The organism is Nonomuraea sp. NPDC049421 (assembly GCF_040677005.1).
GTDB lineage: Bacteria > Actinomycetota > Actinomycetes > Streptosporangiales > Streptosporangiaceae > Nonomuraea > Nonomuraea salmonea.
In genome coordinates this window covers 357,487-379,583 of record NZ_JBFAQA010000004.1, presented here as the reverse complement: position 1 = coordinate 379,583, position 22,097 = coordinate 357,487, and the positions used below count along the sequence as shown (strand labels likewise).

20 protein-coding genes and 3 pseudogenes are annotated in these 22,097 nt (G+C 70.4%); 11 read left to right on the top strand and 12 right to left on the bottom strand.

The features are described 5' to 3' along the window. The first annotated feature begins 18 nt into the window (after window positions 1–18). The 5 genes from AB0K18_RS10110 to AB0K18_RS10090 all read left to right on the top strand — a co-directional run bounded on the left by AB0K18_RS10110 (window position 19) and on the right by AB0K18_RS10090 (window position 5,707). Window positions 19–2,553 (top strand): cation-transporting P-type ATPase, encoded by a 2,535-nt coding sequence (locus AB0K18_RS10110; RefSeq protein ID WP_364912599.1) that lies wholly within the window; start codon window positions 19–21, stop codon window positions 2,551–2,553. Between the two features lies 1 nt (window position 2,554). Next, window positions 2,555–3,859 carry a hypothetical protein gene (locus tag AB0K18_RS10105; protein WP_364912596.1) on the top strand — a complete coding sequence of 435 codons (1,305 nt, stop codon included), beginning with the start codon at window positions 2,555–2,557 and terminating at the stop codon, window positions 3,857–3,859. A 430-nt stretch (window positions 3,860–4,289) separates the two neighbouring features. After that, window positions 4,290–4,583: a hypothetical protein gene (locus tag AB0K18_RS10100; protein ID WP_364912593.1), complete on the top strand. Its 294-nt coding sequence runs from the start codon at window positions 4,290–4,292 to the stop codon at window positions 4,581–4,583. Between the two features lie 309 nt (window positions 4,584–4,892). After that, the gene (locus tag AB0K18_RS10095; protein WP_364912591.1) at window positions 4,893–5,270 is read left to right on the top strand and encodes a hypothetical protein; all 378 of its coding nucleotides are present in this window, start codon (window positions 4,893–4,895) and stop codon (window positions 5,268–5,270) included. Window positions 5,271–5,434: 164 nt separating this feature from the next. Beyond that, complete coding sequence (locus AB0K18_RS10090; RefSeq protein WP_364912588.1) at window positions 5,435–5,707, top strand: hypothetical protein; 273 nt, start codon at window positions 5,435–5,437, stop codon at window positions 5,705–5,707. Window positions 5,708–5,867: 160 nt separating this feature from the next. Here the strand turns inward: AB0K18_RS10090 and AB0K18_RS10085 are convergent, their stop codons facing one another. From AB0K18_RS10085 to AB0K18_RS10075, 3 genes and pseudogenes are all read right to left on the bottom strand, one after another. Beyond that, a complete protein-coding gene (locus AB0K18_RS10085; protein ID WP_364912585.1) occupies window positions 5,868–6,842 on the bottom strand; it encodes a winged helix-turn-helix domain-containing protein in 975 nt (324 codons plus the stop codon). Between the two features lie 190 nt (window positions 6,843–7,032). Then, window positions 7,033–7,992 carry an MBL fold metallo-hydrolase gene (locus tag AB0K18_RS10080; RefSeq protein WP_364912582.1) on the bottom strand — a complete coding sequence of 320 codons (960 nt, stop codon included), beginning with the start codon at window positions 7,990–7,992 and terminating at the stop codon, window positions 7,033–7,035. 116 nt (window positions 7,993–8,108) lie between these two features. After that, window positions 8,109–8,952: pseudogene (locus AB0K18_RS10075) on the bottom strand (cytochrome P450); the annotation flags it as partial. Window positions 8,953–9,023: 71 nt separating this feature from the next. Between AB0K18_RS10075 and AB0K18_RS10070 the strand changes: the two are divergent. After that, complete coding sequence (locus AB0K18_RS10070) at window positions 9,024–9,620, top strand: DUF1707 domain-containing protein (RefSeq protein WP_364912579.1); 597 nt, start codon at window positions 9,024–9,026, stop codon at window positions 9,618–9,620. 81 nt (window positions 9,621–9,701) lie between these two features. On the opposite strand, the gene AB0K18_RS10065 is transcribed toward AB0K18_RS10070, so the two are convergent. The 3 genes from AB0K18_RS10065 to AB0K18_RS10055 are packed head-to-tail and all read right to left on the bottom strand — an operon-like array spanning window position 9,702 to window position 12,593. Further along, window positions 9,702–11,009 carry a hypothetical protein gene (locus AB0K18_RS10065; RefSeq protein WP_364912576.1) on the bottom strand — a complete coding sequence of 436 codons (1,308 nt, stop codon included), beginning with the start codon at window positions 11,007–11,009 and terminating at the stop codon, window positions 9,702–9,704. Next, window positions 11,006–11,689 (bottom strand): hypothetical protein, encoded by a 684-nt coding sequence (locus AB0K18_RS10060; RefSeq protein ID WP_364912573.1) that lies wholly within the window; start codon window positions 11,687–11,689, stop codon window positions 11,006–11,008. The genes AB0K18_RS10065 and AB0K18_RS10060 overlap by 4 nt, the downstream gene beginning before the upstream one ends. 10 nt (window positions 11,690–11,699) lie before the next feature. After that, window positions 11,700–12,593, bottom strand: a complete 894-nt coding sequence (locus AB0K18_RS10055; protein WP_364912570.1) for a helix-turn-helix transcriptional regulator — start codon at window positions 12,591–12,593, stop codon at window positions 11,700–11,702. A 104-nt stretch (window positions 12,594–12,697) separates the two neighbouring features. Between AB0K18_RS10055 and AB0K18_RS10050 the strand changes: the two genes are divergently transcribed. Further along, window positions 12,698–14,281: an MFS transporter gene (locus AB0K18_RS10050; protein WP_364912567.1), complete on the top strand. Its 1,584-nt coding sequence runs from the start codon at window positions 12,698–12,700 to the stop codon at window positions 14,279–14,281. 36 nt (window positions 14,282–14,317) lie between these two features. On the opposite strand, the gene AB0K18_RS10045 is transcribed toward AB0K18_RS10050, so the two are convergent. Next, window positions 14,318–14,881 carry a hypothetical protein gene (locus tag AB0K18_RS10045; RefSeq protein ID WP_364912565.1) on the bottom strand — a complete coding sequence of 188 codons (564 nt, stop codon included), beginning with the start codon at window positions 14,879–14,881 and terminating at the stop codon, window positions 14,318–14,320. A 145-nt stretch (window positions 14,882–15,026) separates the two neighbouring features. Here AB0K18_RS10045 and AB0K18_RS10040 point away from each other — a divergent pair, with 145 nt between their 5' ends. Together AB0K18_RS10040 and AB0K18_RS10035 are read left to right on the top strand one after the other, a co-directional pair. Next, entirely contained in the window at window positions 15,027–15,632 is a 606-nt protein-coding gene (locus tag AB0K18_RS10040; protein ID WP_364912562.1) for a TetR/AcrR family transcriptional regulator, read from the top strand. A 64-nt stretch (window positions 15,633–15,696) separates the two neighbouring features. Further along, window positions 15,697–16,302 (top strand): flavin reductase family protein, encoded by a 606-nt coding sequence (locus tag AB0K18_RS10035; protein WP_364912560.1) that lies wholly within the window; start codon window positions 15,697–15,699, stop codon window positions 16,300–16,302. A gap of 72 nt (window positions 16,303–16,374) precedes the next feature. Here the strand turns inward: AB0K18_RS10035 and AB0K18_RS10030 are convergent, their stop codons facing one another. Beyond that, window positions 16,375–17,337, bottom strand: a complete 963-nt coding sequence (locus AB0K18_RS10030; RefSeq protein ID WP_364912556.1) for a GntR family transcriptional regulator — start codon at window positions 17,335–17,337, stop codon at window positions 16,375–16,377. A 140-nt stretch (window positions 17,338–17,477) separates the two neighbouring features. Between AB0K18_RS10030 and AB0K18_RS10025 the strand changes: the two genes are divergently transcribed. Further along, window positions 17,478–18,647, top strand: a complete 1,170-nt coding sequence (locus tag AB0K18_RS10025) for a hypothetical protein (RefSeq protein WP_364912553.1) — start codon at window positions 17,478–17,480, stop codon at window positions 18,645–18,647. A 26-nt stretch (window positions 18,648–18,673) separates the two neighbouring features. Here AB0K18_RS10025 and AB0K18_RS10020 read toward each other — a convergent pair whose 3' ends face one another. The 4 genes and pseudogenes from AB0K18_RS10020 to AB0K18_RS10005 form a co-directional block, all read right to left on the bottom strand. Beyond that, on the bottom strand, window positions 18,674–19,084 hold the full coding sequence (locus AB0K18_RS10020; protein ID WP_364912550.1) for a DUF6463 family protein: 411 nt from the start codon (window positions 19,082–19,084) through the stop codon (window positions 18,674–18,676). Further along, entirely contained in the window at window positions 19,084–19,677 is a 594-nt protein-coding gene (locus AB0K18_RS10015; protein ID WP_364912547.1) for a DUF2867 domain-containing protein, read from the bottom strand. Before AB0K18_RS10015 ends, AB0K18_RS10020 begins: the two co-directional genes overlap by 1 nt. Beyond that, a pseudogene (locus AB0K18_RS10010) lies at window positions 19,674–20,408 on the bottom strand (MBL fold metallo-hydrolase); the annotation flags it as partial. The pseudogene AB0K18_RS10010 and the gene AB0K18_RS10015, both read right to left, overlap by 4 nt. A gap of 167 nt (window positions 20,409–20,575) precedes the next feature. Continuing rightward, window positions 20,576–21,172, bottom strand: a pseudogene (locus AB0K18_RS10005) (fumarylacetoacetate hydrolase family protein); the annotation flags it as partial. A 340-nt stretch (window positions 21,173–21,512) separates the two neighbouring features. Here AB0K18_RS10005 and AB0K18_RS10000 point away from each other — a divergent pair. Next, window positions 21,513–22,079, top strand: a complete 567-nt coding sequence (locus AB0K18_RS10000) for a TetR family transcriptional regulator (RefSeq protein ID WP_364912545.1) — start codon at window positions 21,513–21,515, stop codon at window positions 22,077–22,079. Window positions 22,080–22,097: the final 18 nt, after the last annotated feature.

Sequence of the window (22,097 nt, the reverse complement as noted above, 5' to 3'; positions counted from 1 at the left end):
GCGCCCACAGTGAGAGGCATGACCACGGCGTCCACGCTCAGGCACGGATTCACCACCGCGGAGGCAGCGCGGCGGCTGGCTCGCGACGGCCCGAACATCCTGCCGTCAGCTCCCCGCGCCGGCGCGGTGGCGCTGCTGGCGCGCCAGATGGTGCACTTTTTCGCCCTGCTGCTCTGGGGCGCCTCCTTACTCGCGCTGCTGGCCGGGATGCCGCAGCTCGCCGTGGCGATCGTCATCGTCGTGCTGCTCAACGGCGCGTTCGCCTTCGCTCAGGAGTACCGCGCCGACAGGGCCGCACAGCGGCTGCGCGAACTCATCCCGGCCAACGCGGTCGTGCGCCGCGACGGGGCGCGAGCGGTGATCGGCGCGGCCGAGCTGGTGACCGGCGACGTGGTCCTGCTGGAGGCGGGCGACCGCGTCTCTGCGGACCTGGAACTCGCGGAGGTGCACGCGCTGGGCGTCAACGAGTCGATGCTCACGGGGGAGAGCCGGCTGGTACGCCCGGCCGCGGGCGACGCCGCGTACGCGGGCACTTTCGTGGTGGAGGGGCAGGCGGAGGCCGTCGTGGTGGCCACCGGCGGGCACACCCGCCTGGCCGGCATCGCCCGGCTCACCCAGACGGCGTCCCGGCCGCCCAGCCCGCTGTCGGTGCAGCTGGGCAAGGTGGTCAGGATCGTCGCCGGGATCGCGCTGGCCGTGGGCGCCGCGTTCTTCGGGCTGGCGCAACTGCTCGGCATGGGACCGGCGGAGAGCTTCCTGTTCGCGCTCGGCGTCACCGTGGCGCTGGTCCCCGAAGGGCTCCTGCCGACCGTCACCCTGTCGCTGGCACGGGCCGCGCAGCGGATGGCGGCCCGCAATGCCCTGGTACGCCACCTCGAGGCGGTCGAGACGCTGGGCTCGGCCACGTTCATCTGCACCGACAAGACCGGCACGCTCACCCGCAACGAGATGACGGTGGCCGACCTGTGGAGCCCTGCCGCCTCGCCCGCCGACGTCCTGCGCAGCGCCGTGCTGAGTTCGACCGGGCGGATGAGCGGCGGCAAGCCCGTCGGCGACCCCATGGAGGTCGCGCTGCACGTCGAGGCGCTGCGCCTGGGCGCCGAGGCGGACGACGAGGTCACCGCACGCTTCCCGTTCGATCCGCTGCGGCGCCGCGCCTCCGTCGTCGCCGGTGGACGCCTGCATCTGAAGGGCGCGCCGGACACCGTGCTGCCGCTCTGCCGGGAAGTCCCCGGCGTGCAGGAGTCGCTGGCCAGGATGAGCGACCGAGGTCTGCGCGTTCTTGCCGTCGCCCGCGGCGACACGGCCGAGGAGCGGGACCTGGAGTTCCTGGGCCTGATCGGCCTGTACGATCCGCCGCGCGAAGACGTGGCCGAGGCGATCTGGAAGTGCCGCATCGCCGGCATCAAGCTCGCCATGGTGACCGGCGACCACCCGCGCACCGCACGCGCGATCGCCGCCGAGGTCGGCCTGCTGCGCGATGACGAGCCGGCCCTCAGGGGCACGGATCTGCCCGCTGACGACGCCCGCGTGACCGAGGCCGGCCCGCCCGTCGGCGGCGAGCTGGTGCTGACCGGCGCGGACCTGCCCGATGACGACGCCGCGCTGGGCGAACTGCTCGATCGTGACGGCGTCGTGGTGGCCCGCGTGACCCCGGAGGACAAGCTGCGCATCGCCCGCGCCCTGCGGTCGCGAGGGCACGTCGTGGCCATGACAGGCGACGGCGTCAACGACGGACCGGCACTGCGCGAGGCCGACATCGGCATCGCCATGGGCGCCTCCGGCACCGACGTCGCCCGCGAGGCCGCCGACCTGGTACTGCTCGACGACCACTTCGCCAGCATTGTCGCCGCCGTCGAGCTGGGCCGCGCCACCCACGCGAACGTGCGCCGCTTCCTCACCTATCACCTGACCGACAACGTCGCCGAACTCACCCCGTTCGCCGTCTGGGCACTGTCCGGCGGCACCATCCCGCTCGCCCTCACCGTCCTGCAGGTCCTCGCCCTCGACATCGGCACCGACCTGCTGCCCGCCCTGGCCCTGGGCGCCGAGCCCGCCAACCCGCGCACCATGCACGGCCCCGCCCGCACCGGTGACCTCATCGACCGCCGCCTCCTCGTCCGCGTCTTCGGCGTGCTCGGCCCCGCGCAGGCGCTGGCCGAGATGGCGGCGTTCGCCGGTGTGCTGCTGCTGGGCGGCTGGCAGCCCGGCGCCGCACCCGGCCCCGCCCTGCTGGCCGCCGCCTCCGGCACCGCGTTCGCCGCGGTGGTGCTCGGTCAGTTCGCCAACGCCTTCGCCTGCCGCAGCGAGTCCCGCTGGATCGGCCGGATGCGCTGGCGCTCCAATCCGCTGCTGCTCGGGGCCATCGCCTTCGAGGCCGTCCTGCTGCTGGTCTTCCTCGGCGTGCCCGCCGTGGCGGGCCTGCTCGGCGGCGCCTTCCCGCCACCGGCCGGGTGGCTGCTGGCCTTCGCGGCCATCCCCGTCATGGTTCTGGCGGACGCGGCGTACAAGGCGCGTTTCGCTCTTCGGGGGACAGGGCCACGTGTGAAATAGGATGCTCGCATATCTGCCGGAAAGGGTGCAGAATGCGCGACTTCTATGCGACGGTGGCGCAGGTGCCGCCCGTCGTTTTGCTGGCCTTTGTCTGGGATTCGAAGTATTTCGATGGTTTCTCCAGCCGGGAGCGGAACGTTCGGCTTTGGACGCTCAAGCGCATTCGTATCCACTCCTTATCGCCTTCCCGAATGCCAAGATCGACACGATCGTGCCGGGCCGAGCTGGGGATGCGTACGGAAATATCCGGCTATTTCCGTGCGACTTCCGCGCGGGGGTCGCGGCTGCCGCCGAGCAGCTGGCCCGGGCGATGCGGGACCGTCTCGGCCCGCCATCGGACAACCCGCAGCGGGTGATCGTCATCGGCCACTCGATGGGCGGGCTCGTCGCCCGGTACTGGCTGGGACCACTCGGCGGCGCACCCTACTGCGCGTCCCTGATCACGGCCGGAACACCGCACCGGGGAGCGCCGAAAGCCCTGGACTGGCTGTGGAACGGCGTCGGGGCGGGAGCCGTACGCGACCCGCGGCTCACCACGATCATGCGGCGCTGGCCGTCGGCGTACGATCTGCTGCCCCGCTACCGGACCGTCCCGGCCGGGAAACTGACCCCCGGGCTGGAGCCGGGCGCCGACCCGGCGGCGCTCTACCCGGCCGACCTGCCCTGGCCCGACCCGGCCCAGGCCGAGCACGCGCGCCGCGCGTACGCCATGCACGAGGACATCCGTACCGCCTGGGAAGAGCTCGGCGAGCACGCGCCCGATCTGCAGCCGCTGTTCGCGCCCGGCCACGCCACACTCGGCCGCGGCACGCTCAAGGACGGCCGCATCAAGGTGGAGAAGGTCAACGCCGAATGGCTCCCGGAGCCCGAGCGCGGCGGCGACGGGACGGTGCCCTGGTTCTCGGCCGTCCCCATCGAGCTGGACGCGCAGCGGTCCCGATGGCGGCCCGTCCGGGACCGGCACCTGCCGATGGCGTCCAGCCCGGCGATCCTCCAGGCGCTCGCGCTCCTCTCCGGCGCCTCGACCTCCGCGACACGCGGGGACACACCGGAAGGACCATGGCTGGGCCTCGACCTGGACGAGACGGTCCCGGCGGGGACGCCGGTGCCGCTACGCGCCCGCTGGCACGGCGAGGCCGTCGCGGAGGAAACCGTCGTCGAGGCCCGCATCGCCGGCCAGACCGTGCCCGGCGTGGCGACGGGCGCGGGCGTCTGGGAGTTCGGCCTCCCACCCCTGCCGCCCTCGCCCGGCCAGGACCCGGTGAGCTGCGCCGACGTCATCGGAGCCGTCGAAGAGGAGGCGTGAGACCGTGAGCGGATGGCTGCGCTGGTCGAGGGACTCCGCGCCCGGGCTGCTCGCCGCGTACGTGCAGCGGAGTGCCTGGCGCATCTCGTGGCCCGGCAGTTCGCCGGCGGGCGTCGCTCGGCTGCGGCGAAGACGCTCACTCGTGCCGTACGGTGCGCCGAAGCGGATGAGGACCCGCAGTGGCGCGGACGAGCACGGCGAGCACTGCAACAATGCGAAGCCCGGGTAGCCGCAGAGGACAAGAAACCGGAGAAGTGGCCGTACTGGGTCGTGTGCGACCTGAGCGACGAGGAGATGGAACGCCTCAACCGCTGGCTGACAGCGGCCGGCTGGGAGACGAAGGCTGCAAGAGCTCTCCAGCCTGCTGGACGCCATCGAGGAAGGTGGGCTCGACCAGGTCCTCGATATCGTGAGCGCACACAACAGGCGCGTGACCCTGACTCGTGCCTGGCTGAACAGCGAGAACTGGGATCAGTCCCGAGCATTCCTTCGCGAGAACCAGGACGAACTGGCTTGCCAGGAAACCGTGGCCCTGCTCAGGGAGACCGAAGACAAGATCGCCCACCAGCACGCGGCGATCCTGGAACTCCTGGATTCGCTGGACCTGGACGAGGTCTTCGACGCCGTGACGGACGTGACCGTGGCGTCCGATCAGGGGTACCGCTTCCTGGAAGCCGGCGCCTGGATCAAACTCGCCCCTTGTCACGAGCAGTCCCGGAGTTGATGAGGACGACGTTCGCTTCGCCGTTCCTGGCAGCCATGGCCGCAGTCCTGAGGGGCGTACCCGAGGACGGATCCGGCCCGGAGGCGTGGATGCGTACCGCCGCAACCGGCGAGTTGTCCGGCACGCATGGAACGGGCGGCTCCTCGCAGGTGCTGACGACCCTGCGGTCAGCAGGCCGATGACGTGGGCCTTTCGGGCTGCTGTGAAAGGCATTGCACGGCTTTCCTGGCAGTCCAATGATGTCAATCAAGAGCCGCTGACCGAGAAACGCACTGTGCCGCGTTCCCGGGAAGAGGCAGGGAGGACGTCATGCGAAAGTCCGAACACCACAGGAACGTCATGGCTTCATGGCGCCGGAGCCGGTTCGTCCAGGCGCTTGTCGCCGTGGGGGTGGCGACATTGTTGTCGGTCACTGTGGCGACCCCCGTCTGGGCTGCTGTTCAGGAGGTGGGCGGTGCTCGAGGGACCGTCTACCCGGCCAGGGCCACTATCTGCGCGGGAGGGGGAATAGCCTGGGCCAGAGTTTATTACACGGAGTCGGAGATCCCGGGGAAGGAGATCGGCAACTATCTCACCGCCACGACGTATCAGTGTAAGACCGGCTATCCGATCACCGTCAATTCCCGGTTCCGGAGTTTTCACGTCTGCAACAGTCTCGGGACGTGTGGACCGGAAGTATACCTGTGATTTCGATTACTCAGCCCGTGTAACAGGAGGCAAGCATGAGGAAAGTAATGGGCACCCGTAAGGCAGCCGTAAGGCGGTTATCGGCGGTAGCGGCCGCAACGGCCCTGGCGGGGGCGGTGCTCGCCGCCCCGGGCGTCGCCCACGCTCAATCGTCCTACTGTTCGGTGAACGGATGGCTCAACCCGGTCATCACCAGCTGCACCACCGATGCCGTGCAGGCGCACGCGAACGGCTGGATCGATGTCCAGATCGATCCGTACTCGGGATGCACGGCGGACTTCTACATCTGGGACGCCCGCAACCAGGAGATCATCTACCGGGCGACGGGCGTCTCCAACTTCTCCACCACACTGTTCCGCGTGTACTCGTGGTATCACCTCAAGGCGACCTTCCGCGGTACGCGGTGCGGCGGTGAGGCCAGCCTGGACAACGAGTAGGGGAAAGCGGAATGCCGTCGGCCCCGATGCCATGCGGTGTCGGGGCCGTTCGTATGGAGGAAGACGTGCCCTCGGTAGATGTGGTGGGCACGGACCAGCCGTCGGCCTCGGTCCGCGGCACGACACGGATCGCGATGCGCTTGGCTGAGCAGAGCGTGGTTCAGTGGATCCGATGCTGTGCCTTGATGAGCAGATCCCAGCCGAGCGGAGTGAGGCTGTGCAGGACCGAGCTTCCGTGGCGTTGCGTACTGATCAGCCCGGCCTCGCGTAAGACCGCCGCGTGCTGGCTGGCCGAGGCGATGGACGTGCCCGCCCTCCGGCCGAGCTCGGTAGTGGTGCAGCCGTCTCTGATCGCCCCCAGGATGGCTGCACGGGTCTTGCCGATCAGTGTGGCGAGGGATTTGTCTCCCGGGCCGAGAACACGGTCGTGGACATCACGGGTCACCGGGTAGACGAGTACGGGGCGCAGCTCGGGATCGACCAAGGTCACAGGACTGCGACAGCAGAAATACGACGGCAGCAACAGCAGGCCTCGGCCTCCTAGCACCAGCTCCTGGGAGACCGGATAGTGGGCTTCCAGGAACGGGCGATCCCACCGCAGCAATGGGCTGAAGCTGCGCAGCAGCCCCTCGACGCCACCCTCGGCGAAGGCGCGCATTCGCTTGGCTCTGTCCGCCTCAATGTGCGCCCGCACCGACGGCCACTCCGGCTGCAGCACGGAATCGTGATAGGACCGCAGCACGTGCCCTAGACCTTCGAAGGCGCGTATGTCCCCGTCGGCGAGTCCGCGGGTCCACGCCGGCAAGGGATGTTGGGCACCGAGCAGTTCCAGTTCTGCCCGGATGCGAGTGCGTGGCGTGGCCAGGACGGACTCGATCTCATCTTCCAGCGTGTCCGCCGGTCCGAGGGGAGTGAGGAAGTCCGGAAAATAGGGGGCGTGCGGTGCGAGGGTCATCAGCGGTCGTATCCATGGCCGCGCCGTGTCCCGGGCCCGGCGGCGCCAGCCGTCGAAGAGCAAAGGCCCTTCCCGGTTCTGCAGCAACTGGACGCTCAGCACAATCTCCCACATGGCGTTGGGACCTGTTGCCAGTCGCGTCCGGGCAAGATCGTCATAGCTGAAGTGAATCCGCAGCACGGCGCTCCCACGCTGACTCTGACCAGAGGGGGACGGCTCGGATTCAGACTATACCGATGACAACATCTTCGGCATCGAGTTAAGTTTGCGCTATTCCACCAAGCCGGGCCGTGCACATTGGGAGAGCAGCACGACCCTTTTCCTCCTTGAGCGGCTTGGCGACGCGGTGGTTCCCGCTGAATGAGCGGCGTCAGCAGCAGGCCGGCGTTGAGCGGCCGGACGCGGCCTTCTGCTGGTCCTGGAGGATGCGGCCGCGCAGCATCGTCTCCATGACCTTCATGAAGCGCTGCGTCCTGGCGGGGCCGATGATGAACGGGTTCTTCGTGGCTCCCGCACGGAGTTGCTCGATGCGGGTCAGGCCGTAGTCTGCGCCGCCGTGGTTGTTCAGCTCGACGTCCACGCCGGCCTTGCGCATCGCGACGGCGGCCTCACGTACGGACGTCAGGTTCGTGCGCTTGGCCGCCGTCGTGGCGGGCGGGTTGGTGCCGCCCCACAGGATGGCGGTGTGGCGGCGGCCCTTCCAGCGGACCGGGAAGACGGGCGAGACGGTGCCGGGCGTGTGGCCCGGCGTGTGGTGGAAGACGATGGTGGTGTCGCCGAGGGTCAGCTTCTGGCCGTCGGCGATCTCCAGGTCGCGCTTGGGGGCGTGGTCGGGGCGCTCGGCGGCGATGAGGTCCCAGTCGGCCTTGTGCATCATGACGCGGGCGCCGTACGTGTCCGCGAGGTACTGCGCGCCGCCGAAGTGGTCGTCGTGGCCGTGGGCGGCCACCACGTACTTGATGTGGGCGGGGTTCACACCCACATCCCGCAGACCGGGGACGATGATCTTCTTGGCGTCGTCCGGTGAGCCCATCGCGTCGATGAGGACGACGCCCTTCGACGTGAGCAGCGCCGTGGCCTGGACGAACGTGGTGCCGACCACCGCGACGTCGTCGAAGATCTTGAACGGCTTGACGGGCCGCACGGCCGGCATCTGGAGGTCGGGGGAGAGCGCCTTGACCAGGGCCTTCAGTACGGGGTCGGCGCCGGCGAGCTTGGCCGCGCGGTCGTAGTAGTCCTGCGCGGTCTTGGGCGCGGCCGATGCCGGGCGTGCGCCTCCCGCCAGCGGTAGCAGGGCGGCGGCGGCCAGGACGGTACGACGGGACGGCATGAACGGATACCTGCTTTCTCGAGGACGGTCCGGACAGCGAAGCAGACCTCGTTTCCGCATGTCCAATAGCGATCTTCATCGCCGACCGATAAGAGAGTCGATATCAAACCAGGTCGGCGCAGGGCCACCTCCCCGGAGGGTACGGCCAGGCGCAGCGTCGGGAAGCGGTTGAACAGTGCGGGGAAGGCGACCCGCAGCTCCACGCTGGCGAGCTGCTGCCCCAGGCACTGGTGGATGCCGTGGCTGAAGGCGAGGTGGCCGCCGTCCTGGCGGCGCAGGTCCAGGGTGCTTGGCCACCGACAGGTACCGCAGCAGCTCCTCAACGGCCGCGGCGGGGTCGGCGTGCAGGGCGGCGAGCTGGCCGGGGTTGCGCAGCAGGGCGAACGTGCCGAGGGCCAGCATGTCGGCGGTGGTGTCGAAGCCGGCCGACAGCAGGATCAGGGCCATGCCCTGCAGCTCCTCGTCGGTCAGGTCGCCGTCGAGCAGGTCGCTGAGCACGTCGTCGGTGGGGTGGGCGCGCTTGGCGGCCACCGGTTCGGCGAGGTACTGCTGGGTCGCGACATAAGCCGCCATCAGCTCCTCGTCGCCGGCCTCACCGCCGAGGAACGCGTCGATGTTCTCCTGGAAACGGTCCCGATCCTCGTACGGGACGCCCAGCAGCTCGCAGATCACCATGGCGGGGATGGGCTTGGCGAACGCGGTCACCAGGTCGGCCCCAGGACCGGCCTGCTCCATGGCGTCGAGGTGCTCGGCGGTGATCTGCTCGACGCGTTCGGTGAGCTGCCGCATCCTGCGCACGGTGAACTTGCCGACCAGGGGCTTGCGGTAGCGGCCGTGCCGCGGCTCGTCCATCAGCAGGAACTCGCCGGGCGGCGCCTCGGGCACCTCGATGTCGCCGTAGTCGACGAGCGGGTGGTGGCGCATGAGCTCCCTGCGGGAGCTGAAACGGGGGTCGGCCAGCAGTACTTAGCAACACAGAATAGCTGGGACGGGCCGCCCGGACTTGTGCCGAATCGCCGTAGTATCGGGCTATGACTTCTGGCCCCCCGGAACCCGTCCGCCGTGCCGACTGGCGCGTCTCGCATGACGAGCGCGAAGCGGTGGTGGAACGGCTGAACAATGCGGCGGCCGAGGGCCGGATCGACCTCGAAGAGCTGGACGTGCGGCTGAGCGCGGCCCTGAACGCCAGGACGTACGGCGATCTCGAGCGCCTCACCGCCGACCTGCCGCCGGAGGTCCCGGTCGATCGGGAGCCGCTGGTCCTCAAGGGCGGCATGCACGGCGTCACGCGCACCGGGCGCTGGGACGTGCCGGGCCGCATCATCGTGTACGGCGGCATGGGCGCCGCCAAGCTCGACTTCACCCAGACCGAGTGCCGGCTGCCCGAGGTCCAGATCGAGGTGCACGGCGAGATGGCCGGCGTCACGATCGTCATCCCCGACGGCTGGATCGCGGAGACCTCGCGCATGAATCCGGGTCTGGGCGGCTTCAGAGACAAGACCACGCCCGACCGGCTGCCCAGGACCCCGCTGATCCGCCTGGCCGGCAGCGGCGGAGCCGGCGGGGTGGTCATCCGCCACGCCAACAGCTGGGAACGCCGCAAACTCCGCCGCCTCCAGGAGCGCTGACCTCCGCACGAGTACGCCGTGCGCTCGCCAAGGAGCGCTGGCGGTGTGCGGCCGCCGATTCGAACCGCGGGCGCGGTCGTCTCAGGCCGGCGGGTGCGCCCGCTCGGTCGCGACCCCCGCCAGGTGCTCACACACCTGACCGGCCCAGGGCACGTCCCGCTCCCGCAACAGCGAGCCCAGCGCCTGCCAGGAGGAGGGGTCGTCCGGCGCGAGCACGACGGCCTGCTCGGGCGAGAGCCGCTCCCGCAGCCCATCCGGCCGGGACAGCATGGACGCCGTACGGTGGCCGGGCTCGCGCCAGCCGTCCGTCAAGGGCTCGTCGAGCAGGAAACGCGGGATGAGCAGCGCCTCCCGGGCGAACCGGTCTCCGCTCACGTCGCCCTTGGCCCGGAAGACCTCGGCCAACCCTCGGCTGTGCCTGACGACCGCCCCCATGACGGGCGGACGCGCCACCCGCAGGCTCGCCACCATTCCGCTGTAGTGCGCGTCCAGCTCCGACAGCTGCCCGTGCACGGCCCGCAGCCCCAGCGGCATGCGCGGCATGCTCCACTGCAGGACGTACAGGGTGGCCTGGATGACGCTCTCGGCCTTGGTCAGTGCCATGAACCAGGAGTCGAACCCATCGGTCCGCCGAGCCTCCTCCAAGAGGTGGAACGCCCGCTCCACCAGCATCCCGACCAGCGCGGACCCCTCAGAGGAAAGGGGCCGCGGCTCGGGGTCGGCCTGCGCGTACGGGGTGGTCATCCACTCGTGGAAGGTGCCCGGCAGCCGCCCGTCGAAGAAGGTCCGGACCATCTCCTCGGCCGTGCCGCCGCCGGACCGCACCCGCAGCAGCAGCGTGATGGCCCGCGCCGCCCCCGTGACGTCCCGGCACAACCCGCACTCCACCACGTCCACGACGTAACGGACGGCCGCTGACGGATCGCCCGTCTGAACCGCATGGAAGAGGGCGGCCCGCAGCAGGCGGGCCGACTCCAGGACGCGGCTGTTGCCGTCGCGGGCGTCCGCCGCCCATGACCTCCTGACCGAGTCGTGCGCCTCCCACCGGGCCAGCAGGTCGAGGGCCCAGTCGGAGGGCGGGAAACCGAAGGAGGCGGGCAGGTAACCGCCCGGCTCTCCACCGCCCCGCCGCGCCAGCCACAGGAACGGGATGCGCATGGACGGGGCGAACTCCAGCCCGATCGCCCGCTCCAGCGCCTCGGCCAGCCGGACGGTCACGATGTGCCGGGAGACGCGGCCCTGGAGGTCGCCGCCCGAGAAGCGCGACAGGCCGAGCACGGCATCGCAGGTGCCGGCGAACAACGCCTCCTGCATCAGCTCGCCGAGGACGCCCATGAGCGTCTCGGCGCCGGGCGACGTCTCCCGGGCCTGCCAGCGGAGGTCGATCATCCCATCAGCCCGACCGTGCTGACGATGTCGCCGTAGTGCTCCCTCGCCGTGCGAAAGCCCTCGATCAGCCATTCGCGTACGGGTCTGCGGCCGGTCCGCTCGTACGCCAGCCCGCGCCGCGTCCACACCACGCCGAGGTCGTCGAGGAGTTTGCCGGGCTTGCCGGTGGTGGCGAGGTGGTCGATGTCGGCGAACGCCTCGCGCAGGAACGTGCGTACCTCATGCTCCGACGCCAGATGCCCCAGCGGCAGATAGAACCCTTCGGTGTCCTCGGACAGATCGAGGAAGACGGCGAGACCGGGCAGCGGCGGCACCCGAGAACCGGCGAAAAGTGTGCGAATCATGTGATTCGCCGGATTGGCCCCTCTGTCCAGCTCCGCCCACTGCCCGAACGCGTCCGACCCGAGCGGGACCGCGATCGGCGCGGGCCGGTCGAGCGTGAACAGGACGAGCACGTTGGGCCCGCTGTCATCGGCCATCGTGCCGGAACGTACGTAGTCGGCGACGGCGGCGTCCCCGGTGGGATGAAAGGCCAGAAAACAGAAGACCGCCGAATGCTCCCGCAACTGCCGCATGTTCTCCGGCCGCAGCAGATCGGGCAGATGCCGGACATTTCCCGTATTGAAGCGCCCGACCGCCAGCGCCTCCTCCAGAATGGCCTGCAGTGAGATGACCAGCATGCCGTGCACGCTAGTGCGCGAAACCGTGCTCCGCCGCTCGTTGCGGGAAATCGCCTGAGCCCGATGCGGCGCTCCGATGCGCGAGAAGCCGCAGGGCGTCGGCGGACCCGGGGTCGTTCGGCGTGTAGACCTCGAGCCGGTGATCGGGGCTGTCGGGCTGCAGCCACACCTGATAGCTGACGCTCGCCGCCCCGACGGTGGGGTGCCGCAGGTGCATGGTGCCGACCGTGCAGTCGGCCACCTCACCCTCGGCCCACAGCGTCGCGAACTCGGCACTGCGCATCGTCAGCTCACCGATCAGCTTCGCCAGCAGCGCGTCGGTGGGGAACCGCCCCGCCGTGAGCCGCAGGTAGGCGACGTGGACGCGGGCCAGTTCGGTCCAGTTGCGATGCAGGTCGCGGGTGAACGGGTCGAGGAAGAACATCCGCGGAACGGACGGACGCCGCGCCGCGTCCTGAGGCGCCGCGAACGGGACGTGCTCGGCCATGAGCGCGTGACCGGTACGGTTCCAGGCGAGCACGTCGCCCCGCCGGCCGAGCACGATCGCCGGCATCGCCTCGCTCAGAGACTCCAGGAGCGCGACGACCCGGGGATGCGGCTCCTCGGCAGGAGGCTCGGACAGACCCGGGTTGCCGGGTTGCCGGGCGAGGTTGTGGAGATGGACGGCCTCGATCGGGTCGAGCTGCAGCACCCGCGCCAGGGCGTCGAGCACCTGCTCGGAGGCGCTCTCCGCCTGCCCCTGCTCCAGCCGGATGTAGTAGCCGACGCTCACCCCCGCGAGCTGGGCCAGCTCCTCTCGCCGCAGGCCGGGGACGCGGCGCGTGGTCCCGTACGTACGCAGCCCGGCCATCTCCGGCGTGACCAGATCACGCCGGCGCTTGAGGAACGCTCCCAGACTCTCCATGCGACCGATCGTAGGCGGCCGTCCGCCCGCGTGGGTGCCCCTGTCAGGTGCACCCATGGCAGGGGGATGGCTGACGATCCACCCCAAGCCCGACAGTCGTCGACATGTCGCAACAGCACAATGCACCGGGGCTGCGAGCCTGGCTCGGCCTCATGGTGGTCCTCGGACCCGTCCTGCTCGTCTCCATGGACGGATCCATCCTCTTCCTGGCGATGCCCAGGATCAGCCAGGCCCTCATGCCCACCGCCGACCAGGCCCTGTGGATCCTCGACATCTACGGCTTCGCCGTCGGCTCCCTGCTGATCGCGTTCGGCAACCTCGGCGACCGGTACGGCCGGCTGAAGCTGCTCATGATCGGCGCCATCGTCTTCGGCATCGGCTCCGCCCTGGCGGCCTTCGCACCGAACGCCGGGCTCCTCATCGCCGCCCGCGCGCTGATGGGAGTGGCGGGCGCGACCCTCCTCCCGTCGGCGCTGGCGGTGCTGAGCGAGCTGTTCGCCGACCCGCGACGCCGGGCGCGGGCGATCGGCGTCTTCGCCGCGGCGTTCGCCGCCGGGTTCGCCGTCGGCCCGGTGGTGGGCGGCCTCGTCCTGGAACGGTTCTGGTGGGGCTCGGTCTTCCTGGTCAACGTGCCGGTCGTCGCACTGTTCCTGCTCCTCGCACCCGGCCTGCTCCGCGAGGTGCGGACGAAGCGCGCAGGCAGGATCGACGCGCTGAGCGTCGTGACCTCCGCCCTCGGCCTCCTGCTCGTGATCTACGTTGTAAAGGCGACCGCCACGGAGGGCCTGTCGAGCAGCACAGTGATCGCAGGCATCGGCGGGGTGGCGCTCCTGGCCTGGTTCGCCCGCAGGCAGCTGAGCCTCCGGCAGCCCCTGATGGACTTCTCGCTCTTCCGCGACCGGCTCTTCTCGCTGGCGATCGTCACCGGGCTGCTGCCGCTGGCGGCGTGGTCGGCGACCGCGTACCTGGCGGGCGTCTACCTGCAGTCCGTCCTCGGGCTGAGCGTCCTGCACGCGGCCCTGCTCGCGATCCCCGGCGCCGTCGTCCTGACCATCACGTGCGTCGTCACGCCGTTCGTGGTCGATCGCATCGGCAAGCGCACCGCCCTGATCGTCTGCCACCTGTCCATCGCGGGCGGCCTGCTGTTCCTGCTCCCCACGGCGATCACCGGCGGCATCGGCTGGTACGTGACCGCCACGGTCGTCACCGGCGTCGGCTACGGCATCAGCTTCAGCGTCGTCGCCGACACCGCCGTCGACGCCGTCCCCGCCGAACGCGCGGGCGCGGCGGGCGCGATCGCGGAGACCGGCAACGAGCTGGGCAACGCCCTCGGCATCGCCCTGCTCGGCTCGCTCGCCGCCCTGGTCTTCCGCCTCCAGGGCCCGGACCTGGCCCCCACCCTCGACGAGACGCTCCACCTGCGCGACCTGGCGCCGGCCCTGGCCACGGAGGCGAAGACGGCCTTCGTCACCGGCCTCCATGTGGTCGCCGCGGTGGCGAGCGCCCTGCACGTCGTGCTCGGCGTCGTGGCCGTCTCTATCCGAAGAGGTGGCGATGGGCCCGGCTCCAGGCCAATCGCTGGCGCAGGTCGTCGAGGTGGCCGTCGGCGACCCGGCGGACCCGCGGCCGGTGCCCGGCGCCGGCCGGCCGGCGAACCTGCCCGAACCCGTCCCGCTGAACTGCGATGACCGCGGCGGCCGGGCCGGACGGCGGGGGCCCGCCGTTCAGTGCCTGCGCTTGGCGGTACGTCCGAGGCGGAAGGCGGAGATGAGGAAGAAGATGCCGCCCGGGATGGCGTAACCGGCGGCGTTGGTCAGCGTCGGGTTGGGGGCGGCGGCACCGAGGATGAACGAGGCGCCGGCGAGCACCGAGATGCCGCCGCTGAGGATCATCGGCCACTGGCCGCCCATCTTGCGCCGGGGCACGGCCACGATGAGCTGCACCGCCCCGGCCACGATGGCCCAGGCGCCCCAGACGCGCAGCACCGCGGGGATGCCGGAGGCGCACGCGATGGCCACGCCGATGGCGGTGATCGAGCTGACGGCGACGTTCACGTACAGGAGGGCAGGGGAGCCGGTCGCGCGCGAGGAGCGGGCGTCCACGATGGCGGCGCCGACGTCGAAGAGCGGATAGAGCACCAGCAGGGTGACCGCGAGCGGGCCCAGGTTCGCGGCCGTCGTGAACATCACGAGGGCCCAGACGATGGCGAAGGCGAACCGGACGAAGTACAGCCGCCGCAGTGCGGACGCGGTCCCGGAGAAGCTGGGGGAGGCGGCGATGGAGCTCATGGTGGTCCTTTACACAGCGAGAAGGTGACGAGGAGGACGCGCACGCGGGGTCGACTTCGCCAGAACAGAACGTTCGGTCTTGCTTAGACTCCTCCTCGTTCGGCAAGCTGTCAAGACCGAACGGTCTACCCACTAGGATGGTCACATGCGTACCGAAACCGAAGGCCGGCCGTCCGAAGCGCGGGCCCGGCTCCTCGACACGGCCACCCGGCTCTTCTACGCGGAGGGCATCCACTCCGTCGGTATCGATCGCATCGTCGGAGAGGCCCAGGTCACCAGGGCCACTCTCTACCGGCACTTCCCCGGCAAGGAGGAGCTCGTCCTCGCCTACCTGGGCGGGGTCGATCGCGCCATCCGGGCACCCGCGGAAGAGGCCGCCGCCGGCCTGCCGCCCGCCGAGGCGATCCTCGCCATCAGCCGCTCCATCGCCCAGGGCATCCAGTCGGAGGGCTTCCGCGGCTGCGCGTTCCTCAACGCCGCCGCCGAATACCCCGACCCCGAGTCGCCGGTGCGCAAGGCTGTGATCGCCCACCGCCAGTGGTTCCTCGACACCGTCACGGGCCTGCTGGCCCAGATCCGCGAGGACGGCGCCGAGCCCGCAGGACGCCACTTCGTCATGATGCGCGACGGCGCCATGGCGGCCGGCTGCCTGTTCGACCCCGAGCTGATCAGCGACACGTTCCTGCACGGCGTCGAACGCCTGCTGGAGGTCTACACGACCAGCGGCGGCACCACCTCGGCCGGCGCCTGACGTCATCGGCTCCTCCCGCGTGGCGACCGCGCCGGGCGGGAGGATGCGATGAATACTGGACGCCATGCGCGTCGACTTCGACCCCGAAGAGCTGGGCGGGGACGCCTTCTACCGGTTCCTGACCTCCGTGGTCGTGCCACGGCCGATCGCCTGGATCTCGACCATCACTCCCGATGGAGCCGTCGAGAACCTCGCCCCGCACTCCTTCTTCAGCATCGCCAGCACCGACCCGCCGATCGTGCAGTTCACCTCGATCGGCCGCAAGGACTCGCTGCGCAATGTCGAGGACACGCCGGAGTTCGTCGTCAACTTCAGCTCCGAGCCGCTGATGCGCCAGATCCGCGACACCGCTACCGACGTCCCGCGCACGGTCGGCGAGTTCGACATGGCAGGCATCGAACGCGAGCCCAGCCGCCTCGTCCGCCCGCCCCGGGTGGCCGCCTCGCCGGTCGTCCTGGAGTGCCGCTCCCACACCACACTGCGCATGGGCAACTCCACCCTCGTCTTCGGCCGCGTCTTCCTCGCCGCCGTGCACCAGGAGTACCTCGTGGACGGCCGCCCGAACGCCGAACGCCTCCGTCCCCTGACCAAGCTGGGCGGCGACCAGTGGGGCACGCTCGGCGAGGTGCTGCACCTGGCGCGCATCCCGTACGAGGAGCCCGCCCGCTGAGCACCCTAGACGCAATGTCGCCGCTGTTCGTCGGTGTGCGAGGCGCGGTGCCCGATGCCTGCCAAGGCCCCGCTACGTCGCTGCACCCCTGCTCAGCATGACGGCGAATCCGTCGAGATGTCGTGCCAGGATGTAGTCGAACATCCCGTCCAGGTCCGACACCGTCTCCTCGGAGAGCGCGGCCAGGAGCGGGAATCGTCCAGTGTTGAGGAGTTCCTCGGCCCGCTTGCGCTGGAGCAGCCGCCACCCGTCGAGCGTCACGCCGGTCTCCTGCTCGGCTTCGGTCTCCTCTGCCATGGACAGCGCCACGGTGTGGACCAGCGCGGGCAGCGTGAGCGCCTCGCGGATCCGGGTCTCCATGGGCAGGTCGAGCTCGTCGAGCGCGCGCAGGGTCCACTCGGTGTGGGCCATCATGTTGGGCACCAGCAAGGGGCGGGTGAACGAGACGGCTCTGGGCAGCCATAGGTGTCGCCGGGACAGCTCCCATTGCAGGCGGGCGATCAGCTCGAGCTTGGCCCGCCACCCTTCCGGCCCCGGGAAGGGCGGTTCGGCTTCGCCGAAGACCTCGTCGGCCATCTGCGTCACCAGGTCGTCCTTGCCCGTCACGTGCCGGTACAGCGACATCGGGCCCACGCCGAGTTCGGCCGCCAGCCGCCGCATGGACACCGCGCCGAGCCCTTCGGCGTCGGCGATCGCGATGGCGGTGCGCAGGACGTGCTTGCGGTTCAGCGAGCCCTTGGGAACGCCGGCCTGCCGCGCCGCCGACGGCACAGCCGGAACGGACGACCGCTCTCTTCGGCTCGCGCGTGCGCTGACCACCGTACCGGCGCCGATCTTCGGCTCGACCAGCCCCTCGTCACGCAGGGCCGCCACAACCTTGGTCGCGGTCGCGACTGCGACACCCCATCGCTGGGCGATCTGCCGGATGGACGGCACGCGATCGCCTGGCCGCAGGTCACCGGCCAGGATTCGGGTACGGAACTCCTCGAAGATGCGCCGGTAGGGCGGGTCCGGGCGTGGCGTGGCCGATGTCATGAGTGCCTTCCGATCCTTCGACGATTGTCGCGCGCTTGCCTTAAGTGTACTAGTTCACCAATCGGCATACTAGTACACTTCTTCGCCCTGATGAGCGTTACCTTCGCCTTCCCCACATGGTGGGCTCATACGATGTACACATGACATCAGATACGCCGTACGCAAGCCGGTCGGCACGCCGGCTGTCCCTCTCGTACGCCGAAGTACGGTCGTGGCACCGGCCGCTCATGATCATGGTGGCGGCCATGTCCGCGTTAGTCGTCGTCGCGAGCGTCGGTCTCTTCGCCGACGGTCGCCAGGTCCTGCAGGAGTCGGTCTGGGCCAAGCCGCTGAAATTCGGGGCGTCGTTCGTCATGTACGGCGCGACGCTCGCCTGGCTGATACCGAAACTGCGCCGGGCACGGCGCACGATGTGGTTCGTCGGAACGGTCTTCGCCGTCGCCGGGCTGATCGACGTCGGTTTCATCGCGGTGCAGGCCGCCCGCGGGACCTTCAGCCACTTCAACGCCGGTACCGACACGTTCAACCTGATAGGGCAGCAGATCTTCTCCACAGGTGTGTTCGGGCTGTTCGGGGCGAGCCTGATCGTCGCCGTCATGCTGCTGTTCCAGCGCGTCGGTGACGCGGCACTCACCTGGGCCCTGCGTGCCGGGCTCGGACTGGCCGTCCTCGGCATGGCGCTGGCGTCCTTCATCACCGGGTGGACCTCGTCGGCCGGGCCCCGTACGGTCCAGGACGCCTACGGCAGCCCGGTTCCGCTGGTGGGCGGACACGGGGTCGGAGTGCCGGACGGTGGCGGCATGCCGATCACGAATTGGAGCACCACAGGGGGCGACCTTCGCGTCCCCCACTTCATCGGCCTGCACTCCATCCAGGTGTTCGTGCTGACGGTGCTGGTTCTCACCGCCCTCGCGGCACGGATCGATCGGCTACGCCACGAACGCGTACGCGCCCAGCTCACCGGCGTCGCCATCCTGGGCTATGGCGCGCTGTTCACCATCACGGCCTGGCAGGCGCTGCGCGGTCAGTCGCTGATCCACCCCGACGCGGCGACCTGGACCGCGCTCGCGGCGACGGCCGTCCTGACCGCGCTGGCGGCGGCGCTGGTCGTCACGGTGGTCCATCGCAACGAGCCGGGTCGTCGCGCCGAGACGGTGAGCCCCCGCGAGCTGGTCCTCCGGAGGAAGGCGGCGCACCGCAAAGGGCTCGCGCGGGGCGAGACGAGGGCGCCCGCCGGCCCCCTGGATGAGGACTCGCGCCACAGCGTGGCAAGCGCGCCGGCCCGTTCTCCTGATCTCGGTGCCAGATGATCGCCGGGACAGGCCGATGAACGCTCCTAGGCGGGACCCCTGGATGACCTCCGCCCCGCCACGATGATCAGTACCCCGGCGATGGTCCCGACGAAGTACGGTGACGGAACGAGCAGCACCCCGCTCACCAGGCACCACACCGCAAGCCCCCACCCGATCCCGGCCGGCACGGCCACTCCCCGTCCGGCGAGCTGCCAGACCAGGCAGCCCAGGAGGATCAGCGGCACGGCGAAACTGCCAGGACCGGCCCAGAAGGCGACCTGATCGTCCTGGTTCCCCTCCGCGCCGGACAGGAGCGGGACGGCCGCCCACAGCCCCCGGTCCACCCAGCCGGCGACATCCTCCCGACTGATGAGAGTCAGCAGGGACAGGTGCCCGATCCCCAGCACGAGCATGATTCCGGCCGCCCAGCGGAGCAGCCGCCTTTCGGTGCTCATCACGACGTCCTCCCCAGGTGGGCGCGCCAGGCCCGCTCCCATTGCCGGGTCAGGGCGGGGTAGACGACGAGGTACCGGAACGGAGCGATGGCGGCCATGTAGAGACGCCCGAACCGGCCGTTGGGTTTGACAAGGACGGCCATCCGCAACTCGTGGTCGCCGTTCGCGCCCGGCACCCACCCGAGGTGCATCACGGCGTGCACGGTCCCGTTCGCCAGCTCGCGCGCGGACTCCCGCTCCAGCCCGTACACCGGCCGGAGGGGCAGGGAAGGGCTCTCCAGGCCACGCGGTGCGGCGCGGAGGTCGTCCGGCAGGCGGTCGCGGATCGAGGTGACCCGCCTGCCGAAGCCCGACGACACCCTGTCCCAGCCGAAGAGCGCGCCGAGCCGCCATCGGAGGGCGAACAGGAACCGCGCCGGCCTACTCAGCGCCGCGGGCCCGCCGCCCGCCTGCGTGGCCGCGAGCACCGCCGGAAAGTCGCCGGGCCCGGCTCCCGGCATGCGGAACGACCACACGTCCTCGACCGAGAAGTCCCGCGTGAGCTCGTGAATGCGCCACGGGAGGGACGTGTGCGCGGATTTGGGGAGTCTCATGACAGATGCCTTTCGGCCATCATCGCCAGCAGCGTGAGCTGGTCGAGGTCGGGGGTGGCGGCGGGGTCGAGCTCGCGGTAGCGGCGGTGCAGGTTGACCACGATCCGCTCGGCGTCCAGCCAGGTGGCGTAGTCGCCCAGGTCGACCTTCTCGATCGCCTCTGTGAAGGACAGGCCCTCAGCGTGGGCGGCGTCAGCCTGCTCGACCACGTGGGCGAGGTAGCCGCGTACCGCGCGCACGCCGTCGGGGCCGGTGACCGGGCCGTGGCCGGAGACGATCGTGGCCGCGCCGGTGGCGATCATACGGTCGCAGGCGGCGATCCAGCCGCTGATCGGGCCGCTCCACACGATCGGGGTGCAGCCGACGAACAGCAGGTCGCCTGCGAACAGCACGTCCGCGTCCGGCACATGCACGACCGAGTCGGCGGCGGTGTGGGCCGGGCCGAGGTCCAGCACGCGCACCTCGCGGCCGCCGACGTCCAGGATCAGCTCCCCTTCGTAGGAACGGTCGGGCAGCCGCAGGCGGATGCCGCTGAAGTCGAAGGCGCCGAAGCGCTCGCGGAAGTAGGGCGTCGCCGGGCCGAGGTTCACGACCTGAGTGGCGGTCAGCATCTCCGGCGGCATCCCGTGCCGCATCTCGTCGCAGGTCGCCGCCGCGGCGATGATCTCGACGCTCTCGGCCAGTAGCTGGTTGCCGTGGGTGTGGTCGCCGTCGGCGTGCGTGATGACGGCATGGGTGAGCGGGTGCCGGTCGGTGACGGGGCGCGGTTGACGCGCGGGCGAGGCGGCCGCCGGTCCGGGTGGTGCCGGGGCGCCAGCCGGTACGGCGCCGCCGACCCGCGTACCGTCTGCCGGGTCGCGCCCAGCCCCTCGACGGTCAGCTCGACGACGTCACCGTCCCGCAGCCAGCCTGGGAAGGAGGCCGGGTCGGTGAGCGACAGGTGCTCGACGAGGCAGCAGCCGGGCACGGTGCCCGAGCCGAACACGTCACCGGGCAGCAGGTCGACGCCCCGGGAGGCGTAGGAGACGACCTCGCCGAAGCTCCAGTCCATGGTGTCGGTACGACCCGAACCGATGGTGCGGCCGTTGACCTTGGCCTCGACGCGCAGGGCGAGCCGGCCCTCGCGACGCCAGGGCGCCAGCTCGTCGGGGGTGACCAGGAACGGCCCGAGGGTGGTGGCGCCGTCCTTGCCCTTGGCCTGGCCGATCGCCATCGGCGACTCGCGTAGTTGCAGGTCGCGGGCCGACCAGTCGTTGTAGATGGTGTAGCCGATGATGTGCTGCTCGGCCTGCTCGGGGGTGAGGTCGCGGCCCCCGGGGCCGATGACCGCGGCGATCTCCAGCTCGAAGTCGAACCAGGCGCTGCCGGGGGAGATCGGCACGTCGTCGTACGGGCCGACGATCGTCGCCGGGGAGGCGAAGTAGAAGGCGGGGATCTCGTACCAGGTGTCCATGAGCGTGCGGGGCGCGCCGGAGGCGTGCTGGCAGTTGCGCATGTGCTCCAGGAAGCACAGGCAGTCGCGGACGGACGGGGGGCGCGGGATCGGCGCGCGCAGCATGGCGCCGGCCAGCGGGACCGGTCGCTCGCCTGAGGCTAAGGCGGCTTCCCCGGCCGCGCGCAGTTCGTCGGCACCCCGGCTGATCAGCTCGATCAGGTTGACACCCGGCGGGACCGGATGAATCAGGTCCTCAGCGAGCACGCCGGTGCGGTCACCGGTGCTGGTCGCATAGGTCACCCAGCACAAGAGCGAACCTCCTCATTCCTATGTTGACCAACATAGGCTATATCGGATGACACATACTCTGCTGACCGGCATACCTGGTTATATGGAGCCCATGGCCAAGCGACGTGACGAAAGGACCCGGGAGAGCCGCCGCCTCCTGGTGGCGGCCGCCGCCGAGCTCTTCGCCGAGAAGGGATACCGGCGGACGAGCTTCATCGACATCGCCGACCAGGCCGGCATCAGCCGCGGCTCCATCTCCTGGCACTTCGGCAACAAGCTGGGCCTGCTGGAAGCCGTGCTCGACGACCAGCTCCACGCCGTCCTGACCGGCCTCCCCCCGTCCGACGTGGCGGGCGACGCGCTGAACCAGGTCATGGACTTCATCCGGCTACCGGCCACCCGCCTGTTCATCACCCTGCTCGCCGAAGCCGTGGAGACCGGCTCCCCGATCCGCGAACACCACGCACGCCTGCACGCGGCGCTGCGGCAGGGGGTACAGGCCCGGATCCCCGCACAGGCGGCACCCCCGGGCACGACTCCGGAGGCGCTCACGGTCCTGCTCGTGGGGACCGTCATCGGCGTGCACGCACAGTGGCGGGTGGCGCCCGAAGCGGTCGACCTCGAGGCCGTCCAGGCCACGATCCGCGCTCTGCTGCCCCCGGGCCTCGGCCTCGCCTGATGCCGGCGAGGCCGAGGC

Bases quoted from the DNA above. Each gene is read 5' to 3' on its own strand.
- AB0K18_RS10110 (WP_364912599.1), top strand. From the start codon at position 19: ATGACCACGGCGTCCACGCTCAGGCACGGATTCACCACCGCGGAGGCA.
- AB0K18_RS10105 (WP_364912596.1), top strand. From the start codon at position 2,555: ATGCTCGCATATCTGCCGGAAAGGGTGCAGAATGCGCGACTTCTATGC.
- AB0K18_RS10095 (WP_364912591.1), top strand. From the start codon at position 4,893: ATGCGAAAGTCCGAACACCACAGGAACGTCATGGCTTCATGGCGCCGG.
- AB0K18_RS10080 (WP_364912582.1), bottom strand. From the start codon at position 7,992: ATGCCGTCCCGTCGTACCGTCCTGGCCGCCGCCGCCCTGCTACCGCTG.
- AB0K18_RS10070 (WP_364912579.1), top strand. From the start codon at position 9,024: ATGACTTCTGGCCCCCCGGAACCCGTCCGCCGTGCCGACTGGCGCGTC.
- AB0K18_RS10065 (WP_364912576.1), bottom strand. From the start codon at position 11,009: ATGATCGACCTCCGCTGGCAGGCCCGGGAGACGTCGCCCGGCGCCGAG.
- AB0K18_RS10060 (WP_364912573.1), bottom strand. From the start codon at position 11,689: ATGCTGGTCATCTCACTGCAGGCCATTCTGGAGGAGGCGCTGGCGGTC.
- AB0K18_RS10055 (WP_364912570.1), bottom strand. From the start codon at position 12,593: ATGGAGAGTCTGGGAGCGTTCCTCAAGCGCCGGCGTGATCTGGTCACG.
- AB0K18_RS10050 (WP_364912567.1), top strand. From the start codon at position 12,698: ATGTCGCAACAGCACAATGCACCGGGGCTGCGAGCCTGGCTCGGCCTC.
- AB0K18_RS10045 (WP_364912565.1), bottom strand. From the start codon at position 14,881: ATGAGCTCCATCGCCGCCTCCCCCAGCTTCTCCGGGACCGCGTCCGCA.
- AB0K18_RS10040 (WP_364912562.1), top strand. From the start codon at position 15,027: ATGCGTACCGAAACCGAAGGCCGGCCGTCCGAAGCGCGGGCCCGGCTC.
- AB0K18_RS10035 (WP_364912560.1), top strand. From the start codon at position 15,697: ATGCGCGTCGACTTCGACCCCGAAGAGCTGGGCGGGGACGCCTTCTAC.
- AB0K18_RS10030 (WP_364912556.1), bottom strand. From the start codon at position 17,337: ATGACATCGGCCACGCCACGCCCGGACCCGCCCTACCGGCGCATCTTC.
- AB0K18_RS10025 (WP_364912553.1), top strand. From the start codon at position 17,478: ATGACATCAGATACGCCGTACGCAAGCCGGTCGGCACGCCGGCTGTCC.
- AB0K18_RS10020 (WP_364912550.1), bottom strand. From the start codon at position 19,084: ATGAGCACCGAAAGGCGGCTGCTCCGCTGGGCGGCCGGAATCATGCTC.
- AB0K18_RS10015 (WP_364912547.1), bottom strand. From the start codon at position 19,677: ATGAGACTCCCCAAATCCGCGCACACGTCCCTCCCGTGGCGCATTCAC.
- AB0K18_RS10000 (WP_364912545.1), top strand. From the start codon at position 21,513: ATGGCCAAGCGACGTGACGAAAGGACCCGGGAGAGCCGCCGCCTCCTG.